Here is a 7,451-nt window from a genome sequence, read left to right on the forward strand (position 1 = left end):
GCCATGAGCACGCCCCGAGCAAAAACCCATCACGATGACACCTTGCGGTGGCCGGCGCACGACCGGGCCAGCACCCCCCTAGCGTCGCGAGAAGCGCGACAGCAGCGAGCCGACCGCCTCGCCCTCGGGGAACCTCAGCAGCACCGCGCCGCCGAAGGTGACCGCCACCGCAGGGATGCCGGCGCAGACGCAGTAGATCAGGCTGCGCAGGAGCGACCCGCTCCACGAGCCGATGGTCGCCTGGAGCAGCAGGAAGATGCCCATGGCGACGGCGCAGCCCAGCGCGCCGAGCACCAGCGAGCGGACGAACGAGAAGAACATCGAGCGCAGGCCGAGCGCGCCGATCTGCTTGCGAATGTGCAGGAAGCTCACCACGTCGACCGCAGCGAAGAACAGGGTCGACGAGAACGCCACGCCCGGCAGGCCCAGGATGTCGGTGGTCAGGAAGCAGAAGGCCACCTGGACCGCCGCCGCGATGACGGTCGCGACCGCAAAGAAGTTCATGCGCCTGAGCGACGAGCAGATCTTCTGGATGTAGGTGCTGATGCCGTAGAACGGCAGCGCCGTCGCGAGCCAGGTGAGGTAGACGATGGTGTCGTCGAGGCCCTGCGCGTCGAACTTGCCGCCCGCAAGGAGCGTGATGAGGCAGGGCGAGAAGATCACGAGGAACATGGCGAAGGGAACGAGCAAGAAGACGATCCTCTCGGTGCCGAAGCGAATGCCCCGCTTGAAGGACTCCATGTCGCCGTTGGAGGCATAGTCGCTCAGCTCGGTGAACATGGCCACGGTCAGGGGCACCGCGAACACCGAGTACGGCAGCATGTACCAAAGGCGCGCGTAGTAGGCCACCGAGGCTCCGGCGGCGGTCACCTGCAGGGCGCTGCTGGTCTGGACCGCAACCGTGGGAAACGAAGCGACGGTCACGACGAGTGTGGGGACGCCGATGGTCAGGGTCTCGCGCAGGGCGGGGTCATGCCAGTCGATGCGGGCGTGCAGCCTGATGCCATGGCGGGAGAGCGCCGGCAGCTGCATGACCACCTGCACCAGGACGCCCAGGGGGTTGCCCACGGCGAGCGCGAGGATGCCCAGCATCGGGCTTGACTCGCGGAACAGCGCGTAGAGCAGGAAGGACGCGATGCAGATGAGGTTGTTGAAGATGGGCGCGGCGTTGCTCCACAGGTAGTCGCGCTCGGCGTTGAGGATGCCCGAGACGATGGAGCTCATGGCGTAGAGCACGACCTCAATCACGAAGAACCTGAAGAAGTAGGTCGACATCTGCGCATCGAAGTCGGCGCTCGCCGAGAACGACTGCGTCCAGATGATCCACTCCGCGAGCGCGAACGAGACCACGGTCAGGATGCCCATGAGCAGCGTGACGATGGAGAGAAGGTTGGAGGCGTAGTCCGTCGAGCCCTGCGAGCCCGCGCGCTTCTTGACCGACATGTAGACGGGCAGGAACGCCGTCATGATCATGCCGCCCGCAACCAGCTCGTACAGCTGGTTGGGCATGTTGTTGGCCACGGTGTAGGCACTGGCCAGCGCCGTGACGCCCAGCGCGTAGGCCTGGGCCCAGGTGCGGGCGAAGCCCGTTATGCGGCTGACGACGACCAGTGCGCTCATCAGAGCGGCGGAGCGACCGACGGCCTGGCGCGTGGCGGCGCCCATCTGCTCGTCGCCCTGGACGGCATCCGGGCCGGCGGCCGATGCGGACTTGGCCTCGACCACCCGCCTGTCCTTGGGAGACGCGACCACGGGAGGGACAGCCCGGGAAGCCACGGCAGTGGTTCTTCTCATATGCTTGGGAGCACCCATCAAAACGTCCTCACGATGCGAACTGCGTAAACACCGAAAGGTTAGCAGGTTGGCCCACCACCTTGCCGCGCTTCACGAATAAAGGGGAGAAGGTCGGTCGGCGGAGCGGGCGACTCATTTTGCTATTAGCAAAATCGATAACCAGAATTACCCAAATTTACTAACTCCTAGCACTTTGGTAGGAGTATAGTGTTCGAGACGCGCGGGGCACGGGCCCCGCCCACGGACGCAACGAACGAGAGGAGAAGGGCATGACTCAGGCAATGCAGCAGACTCGCACCCGCATGGGCAAGCCCTTCTGCATGTCTACTGGCGTCTGTCCCAGCGGCTGTAGCCGCTAACTCCCTCGCGCGGGCGACGGCGTCCGCGGCGACGCCCAGCGACTCGCCCGCGCACAGGTGTCCCCAAGCACCAAGCAACAAGCGAACAACACATGAGACGCAAGCCGTCGCACCACCCATCGGCACGCCGCCGACGGGACAGTCATAGCCAGGGAGGGCAATATGACCACACTTACCCAGACGAAGCCCAAGAAGAGGATACGGCTCAGGCCGCAGCTCGGCGGTCGAGACGCGGAGCAGAAGAAGGGGCAGGAGGTAGCGTCCACGCCCGCAAAGCCGGAAGCGGACCACTCCGGCCAGGGCCTCGGTCCCGCAGATGAGGACGTCGTCTTGAGAGTCGAGCACCTCAGCAAGTCGTTCGGGGACGTCCGCGTTCTGGACGACGTGTCCTTCGAGCTCAGGCGCGGGGAGTTCTTCACGCTGCTGGGCTCGAGCGGCTGCGGCAAGACGACCACGCTCAGGATCATCTCGGGCCTCGAGGCCCCCGACTCGGGCGCGGTCTACGTGAACGGCGAAGACGTCACCGCGCTTCCGCCCAACAAGCGCGAGCTCAACACCGTCTTCCAGAGCTACGCGCTCTTCCCCAGCATGAACGTGTACCAGAACGTCGCCTACGGCCTGAAGATCCGCCACGTTGCCAAGGGCCAGATCGAGCGCGAGGTGAAGCGCGCCCTCGAACTGGTGCGGCTTTCCGACTACGGCGACCGCAAGCCCAGCGAGCTGTCGGGCGGCCAGCGGCAGCGGGCCGCCATTGCCCGCGCCATCGTGCTGAGGCCCAACGTCCTGCTGCTGGACGAGCCGCTGGGCGCCCTCGACCTCAAGCTGCGCAAGCAGATGCAGCTGGAGCTCAAGCGCATGCAGCGCGAGATCGGGATCACCTTCGTCTATGTCACGCACGACCAGGAGGAGGCCCTCAGCATGTCCGACCGCATCGGCGTCCTGCGCAACGGGCGCTTCGAGCAGGTCGGCACACCCGAGGAGATCTATCAGGCGCCCCAGACCGAGTACGTGGCCGACTTCATCGGAGACACCAACCTGCTCGAGGCAAAGGTCGTGGCAGACGAGGGCGCCGGCCTCTACCGAGTCCGCTTCCCCCATGGCGAGGCAGGCGCCCGCGCGCTGGAGGGCACGTCCTTCTCGCCCGGAGACAGCGTGGTGGTCTCCGTCCGCCCGGAGCACATCCGCTACACCCAGCAGGTGGTGGACGAGAAGAACACGGCCTTCCAGGGAGAGGTGCGCTCCTCCCAGTTCCTGGGCTCCTACTACAAGGCAGTCATCGAGCTCGACGGCGGCAAGCGCCTGCACGCGAACAACTCCCTGGTCGAACAGAACCTTAACGCAGGCACGCGCGTCTGGGTCAGCTGGCCCGGCCACGACGCCGTTATCGTGGGAGGCGCCCGATGAGCGCGGGCCAGAGGGGCCGAGCGCTCGGCATCGCGCCGGCGTTTGCCTGGTACGTCCTTCTGCTCCTGGTGCCCCTGGCCTACATCGTCCTCGTGAGCTTCTGCACCCCGCAGAGCGGCTGGGGCTTCAGCCTGAGCTTCACCCTCCAGAACTACCAGCGCCTGTTCGAGCCGGCATACCTCCAGGTGTTCGGCCAGTCGTTCGTGGTCGCCACGCTCGCAACCGCGCTCACCTTGCTCATCGGCTACCCCTTCGCGTACTTCCTCACCCGCATAGACCACAGGTGGAGGCTTCTGGCGCTCGTGGCGGTCGAGCTGCCCTTCTTCGTCAGCAGCGTCATCCGCATCTACGGCTGGGACATCCTGCTGCAGAGCAGGGGCGTTATCAACGCGGCCCTTCTCGCCATCGGCGCGACGAGGGAGCCCCTCCAGCTGCTCTACACCGACGGGGCCGTGCTCATGGGCACCATCTACACGCTCCTGCCCCTCATGGTCCTGCCCCTCTACAACTCCATCGAGAAGATCGACGGCAGCCTGCTGGAGGCATCCAGGGACCTGGGCGCCAGCGCGTGGCAGGCCTTCCTGGACGTGACGGTCCGAAACTCGACGCCCGGCATCGTATCAGGCTGCCTAATGGTATTCGTCCCCTCCGTCGGCCTGTTCTACGTCTCGGACATGCTCGGCGGCTCTCAGACGGTGCTCCTGGGCAACCTCGTCAAGAGCCAGTTCGTCGAGTCCCACGATTGGCCCTTCGGAGCCGCCCTCGCCGTCGTCATGACCGTGGCCACCATCGGGCTCGTCGCCCTCGGAAAGCGCCTCTCGAAGTCCGACCAGATCGAGGTGATCTAGATGAAGACGCGTCTTGGCACCGGAGCGCGCATCTACACGGCACTGCTGTTCCTCTTCCTCTACCTGCCCATCATCGTCATCGTCGCGTACTCGTTCAACGCCAACCCGGTCTCGTCCTCGGCCGACTTCACGGGTTTCACGCTCGACTGGTACCGGCAGCTTGGCGGCGACCACGAGATCTCGAAGTCGCTCGCCACGAGCCTCACCGTGGGCATCCAGGCCGTTGCAGTCTCGCTCGTCGTCGGCATCCCCGCGGCGCTCGCCCTCTCGCGCTCGCACTTCCCCGGGCGCAGGGTCTTCGACCAGCTCAACCTCCTGCCGCTCCTGCTTCCCGAAGTCGTCCTGGGCATCGCGTTCATGTCGTTCTACGCCCTGGTCGGCATCCCCTTCGGCAACGTCTCGCTCGTGGTCTCGCACGCCACGTTCTGCATCCCCTACGTGGTCATCCTGGTATCCACGAGGCTCGCGGGCTTCGACCATTCGCTCGTCGAGGCCTCGCAGGACCTGGGCGCTGGCCCGCTGCGCACGTTCTTCTCCATCGTGCTTCCCGAGCTCGTCCCTGCCGTCGTCTCGGCGGCCGCCCTGGGCTTCGTCCTCTCGTTCGACGACGTGGTCATCAGCTTCTTCACGGCAGGCGCCACCAGCTCGACCCTCCCCGTACTGATTTACTCGCAGGTCAAGCTGCACCCGCAGCCCACGACCAAGGCGCTCTGCTCCCTCCTCATCGTCTCCCTCTCCGTGGCGGTAGTCGCCTTCTACCTCATCAGGCTCAGGCTCGAGAGGCGCGCACGACAGAGGGAGCGCGAGCACGCGACGACGCAGGCGGATGGAGGCGATGCACCCCAGCTCCAGGCAGCCGCATAGTCGCGCGGCCGTGGCGGCATAGTCAACACCAGCCAACCACCGCACGCAAGACAGCACGGCACGCACCATCCACGACACAGCAAAGGACCACACCATGTTCAGACCCAACGCCTACCTCTCTAGATCACAGTTCCTCAGCCTTGCGGGCGGCAGCGCCCTCGGCGCCCTGAACGCAGGCCTCCTCTCGGGCTGCGGCTCAACCATCTCGACGTCTGGCTCGAGCGACTCGGGCAGCTCGGACGGCGGCAGCAAGGTCCTGAACCTCTACACCTGGCAGGAGTACGTCCCGCCCAAGGTCGTCGAGGGCTTCCAGGAGGAGACGGGCATCACCATCAACTACTCGTACTTCTCGACCTGCGAGGAGATGCTCGCGAAGCTCGAGGCAACCGGCGGCGCAGACTACGACGTCATCCTCACTACCGACTACAGCATCAAGATCGCGGCCGACGAGGGTCTGCTCCAGAAGATCGACGCCCCCAAGCTGAGCAACCTCAAGAACGTCGACCCACGCCTGCAGAAGCAGTACTTCGACCCCGACGGCGACCTCTCCATCCCCTACTGGATCAGCTCGGCCGCCATCCTCTTCAACCCCGCGCGCACCAACCTCAGCTTCGAGAGCTTCGCCGACCTTGCGGACCCGTCGCTTGCGGGCAACGTCGTCGTGACCGACAGCGAGCGCGACATCATCGGCACCGCCATCGTGGTGAGCGGCGGCGACTTCAACACGCAGGACGTAAACGTCATCAAGGGCTCGAAGGAGTTCCTCGACAGGCTCAGGCCCAGCATCAAGGCGTTCAACACCGACTCGCCCGAGTTCGTGGTGACCAACGGCGATGCCATCGCCTCGTACCACACGGGCGCCCAGGCCGTCGCCGGCGTCCTCGCAGACCCGTCGCTCAAGTTCACCTACCCCAAGGAGTCGACCACGCTGGGCATCGACGCGTTCGTCGTCCCGTCCCAGGCACCCAACCTCGACAACGTCTACACCTTCCTGGACTACGTGCTGCGTCCCGAGGTCGCGGCCACGGCCGTCGAGCACACCCACTACCACAACAGCAACATCGGCGACGGCTTCAAGGAGGGCATCCAGGAGTACGTCGACCAGAACAGCGTCGCAATCATTCCCGACGAGATCCTGGACAACTACCAGCTGAACCAGAGCCTGACTGCCGACGCGCAGAAGGCGTACGACGACCTCTGGACCGAGTTCAAGCAGGGGGCATAGCATGGCAGACCAGACGACCAACCAGATTGAGTCCCTGGACGAAGAGGGGTTCCGCACGAGCCTCGGCATAGAGGAGGCTCGCGACGAGCGTGCCGGTTGCGCGGAGTGGCTGTGGTACCTCGGACGCAAGTGGCTCGCAGAAGAGAAGGGCGACGGCCCCCTGCACCAGGCCATCCGCCAAAGCGGTTACGACGCGGCCCACGGGCGCTATGCCGGCGTCAAGACCACGCGCGAGTTCGCCAAGGCCTTTACCGCAGAGCCATCCCGCTCGGTCCTCAAGCTGAAGACGCTCGAGCTCACCGATGACACGTTCGAGGTCGAGTTCAACGAGTGCCCCCTGGTGACGGCCTGGAGGGAGCTGGGTGCCACGCCCGAGGAGGTGGTCAAGCTCTGCGACATCGCCATGGAGGAGGACCGCGGCGCCATCGAGGAGATCGGCACGCTCAACTACGAGCTGAAGGAGACCATCGCCGAGGGCAGCCACCACTGCATCGTAAGAATCACGGCAAAGCAGCAGGAAGCCCAGGCATAGCGGCACGCACCACAAACGCAGCAGCAGGCGACTCGGACGCAAGCCAGACAACGCCAACGCACCACCGACACAGACCAGCACAAAAGGCGGCCCCCATCACTGAACTGCGCCCCAGTTCTTGGACGGGCAAATAAAGCGGCCTAGGCCGCATGCAGGGACTGATTCCGGAACTCCTCCGGGGTCAGTCCCTTCAGCTTAACCTGACGCCTCCTCGTGTTCCAGTGGACGACGTAGGCGTCGAGGTCCCTCTTGAACGCGTCGAAGCTCGGCCATGTCTGGTCACGGAAGAACTCGTCCTTCAGGTGGCCGAACACCTGCTCGGTCGCCCCGTTGTCGATGCAGTTGCCCTTCCGGGACATGCTCTGCACGACGCCCGCCTCCTTCAGCCTGTTGCACCACCCGGCCTGCTGGTACTGCCAGCCCAT

General features: G+C 65.2%; 7 protein-coding genes. 5 read left to right on the plus strand and 2 right to left on the minus strand.

Annotated features, from left to right (window positions below):
• Positions 1-78: 78 nt before the first annotated feature.
• A complete protein-coding gene (gene murJ, locus B5D13_RS04620; protein WP_234970687.1) occupies positions 79-1,776 on the minus strand; it encodes a murein biosynthesis integral membrane protein MurJ in 1,698 nt (565 codons plus the stop codon).
• 539 nt (positions 1,777-2,315) lie between these two features.
• Here murJ and B5D13_RS04625 point away from each other — a divergent pair.
• The 5 genes from B5D13_RS04625 (at position 2,316) to B5D13_RS04645 (ending at position 7,026) form a co-directional block, all read left to right on the plus strand.
• The gene (locus tag B5D13_RS04625; protein ID WP_078687153.1) at positions 2,316-3,557 is read left to right on the plus strand and encodes an ABC transporter ATP-binding protein; all 1,242 of its coding nucleotides are present in this window, start codon (positions 2,316-2,318) and stop codon (positions 3,555-3,557) included.
• On the plus strand, positions 3,554-4,405 hold the full coding sequence (locus tag B5D13_RS04630; RefSeq protein ID WP_078687154.1) for an ABC transporter permease: 852 nt from the start codon (positions 3,554-3,556) through the stop codon (positions 4,403-4,405). Before B5D13_RS04625 ends, B5D13_RS04630 begins: the two co-directional genes overlap by 4 nt.
• Complete coding sequence (locus B5D13_RS04635; protein ID WP_078687155.1) at positions 4,406-5,269, plus strand: ABC transporter permease; 864 nt, start codon at positions 4,406-4,408, stop codon at positions 5,267-5,269. It abuts the gene before it with no gap.
• Positions 5,270-5,363: 94 nt separating this feature from the next.
• Positions 5,364-6,494 (plus strand): ABC transporter substrate-binding protein, encoded by a 1,131-nt coding sequence (locus tag B5D13_RS04640; protein WP_078687156.1) that lies wholly within the window; start codon positions 5,364-5,366, stop codon positions 6,492-6,494.
• Position 6,495: 1 nt separating this feature from the next.
• The gene (locus B5D13_RS04645) at positions 6,496-7,026 is read left to right on the plus strand and encodes an L-2-amino-thiazoline-4-carboxylic acid hydrolase (RefSeq protein WP_078687157.1); all 531 of its coding nucleotides are present in this window, start codon (positions 6,496-6,498) and stop codon (positions 7,024-7,026) included.
• Positions 7,027-7,166: 140 nt separating this feature from the next.
• Here B5D13_RS04645 and B5D13_RS04650 read toward each other — a convergent pair whose 3' ends face one another.
• Positions 7,167-7,451, minus strand: coding sequence for an IS3 family transposase (locus B5D13_RS04650; RefSeq protein ID WP_143327749.1), 285 nt, complete (start codon positions 7,449-7,451; stop codon positions 7,167-7,169).

The sequence above is a fragment of the Olsenella sp. KH1P3 genome, from assembly GCF_900167315.1.
Classification (GTDB): Bacteria; Actinomycetota; Coriobacteriia; order Coriobacteriales; family Atopobiaceae; genus Olsenella_J; species Olsenella_J umbonata_A.

Coding starts and splice junctions, on each gene's coding strand:
- B5D13_RS04625 (WP_078687153.1), top strand. CDS start 2,316: ATGACCACACTTACCCAGACGAAGCCCAAGAAGAGGATACGGCTCAGG.
- B5D13_RS04630 (WP_078687154.1), top strand. CDS start 3,554: ATGAGCGCGGGCCAGAGGGGCCGAGCGCTCGGCATCGCGCCGGCGTTT.
- B5D13_RS04635 (WP_078687155.1), top strand. CDS start 4,406: ATGAAGACGCGTCTTGGCACCGGAGCGCGCATCTACACGGCACTGCTG.
- B5D13_RS04640 (WP_078687156.1), top strand. CDS start 5,364: ATGTTCAGACCCAACGCCTACCTCTCTAGATCACAGTTCCTCAGCCTT.
- B5D13_RS04645 (WP_078687157.1), top strand. CDS start 6,496: ATGGCAGACCAGACGACCAACCAGATTGAGTCCCTGGACGAAGAGGGG.
- B5D13_RS04650 (WP_143327749.1), bottom strand. CDS start 7,451: ATGGGCTGGCAGTACCAGCAGGCCGGGTGGTGCAACAGGCTGAAGGAG.